At 43.5% G+C, this 942-nt stretch carries 1 protein-coding gene; it reads right to left on the bottom strand.

Annotated features, from left to right (window positions below; translation table 11 throughout):
- Positions 1-942: tRNA uridine-5-carboxymethylaminomethyl(34) synthesis GTPase MnmE (gene mnmE, locus GMD4S_RS12375; protein WP_000574242.1), on the bottom strand; the 942-nt coding region annotated here is incomplete at its 5' end.

Here is a 942-nt window from a genome sequence, read left to right as displayed (position 1 = left end):
TTATTTTCCTAAACAGAATTGGCTAAAGAGTTGGGTGATGAGTTCATCAGGTGCGGCATCTCCAGTGATTTCTCCGAGAATTTCCCAAGTACGGGTCAAGTCAACTTGAAGCAAATCAACTGGCATACCCAGTTCAAGACCTTCATTAACTGCTTGTAGGCTTTCAACGGCCTTCTCAATCAAGGAAATATGACGGGCATTAGATAGGTAAGTAGCATCTTGCTCGACCAAACCAGCATTTTCAAAGAAGAGGTTGTTAATGCGTTCTTCAATCTTATCGATGTTTCGATTTTTAAGGACTGAAATGCGGATGATATCTTCTGGAAGTTCCTCTGTTTCAATAGCTTCTTGCAGGTCAGTTTTGTTGAGGAGAATGATTCGATTAGTATCTTGGCTGATTTCTAAGAGTTGGCGATCTTGGGCGGTCAGTGGTTCACTGGCATTTAGTACTAGTAGTACCAAGTCAGCTTCCTTGAGGGCTTTTCTAGAACGTTCGACACCGATTTGTTCCACGATGTCATCTGTTTCCCGAATACCAGCTGTATCAATCAATTTGAGAGGAACACCATTGATGTTGACGTATTCTTCGATGACATCACGGGTAGTACCAGCGATGTCTGTAACGATGGCCTTTTCTTCACGCAGGAGGTTGTTGAGCAGGCTCGATTTCCCAACGTTGGGACGACCGATGATGGCAGTTGAAATTCCCTCACGGAGGATTTTACCTCGACGTGCTGTCCTAAGGAGATTAGTTAGCAATTGCTCAAACTCCATAGTTTTCTCACGGACAACTGCAGTAGTGGCTTCCTCAACATCGTCATACTCAGGATAGTCGATATTGACCTCAACTTGGGCAAGTGTATTGAGGATTTCTTGGCGAGTATTATTAATGAGGTCAGAAAGAGAACCGTCCAATTGTTTGACTGCAATATTCATGGCCTT

Source organism: Streptococcus sp. GMD4S (genome assembly GCF_000296955.1).
This window is presented reverse-complemented; position numbering and strand designations above follow the sequence as displayed.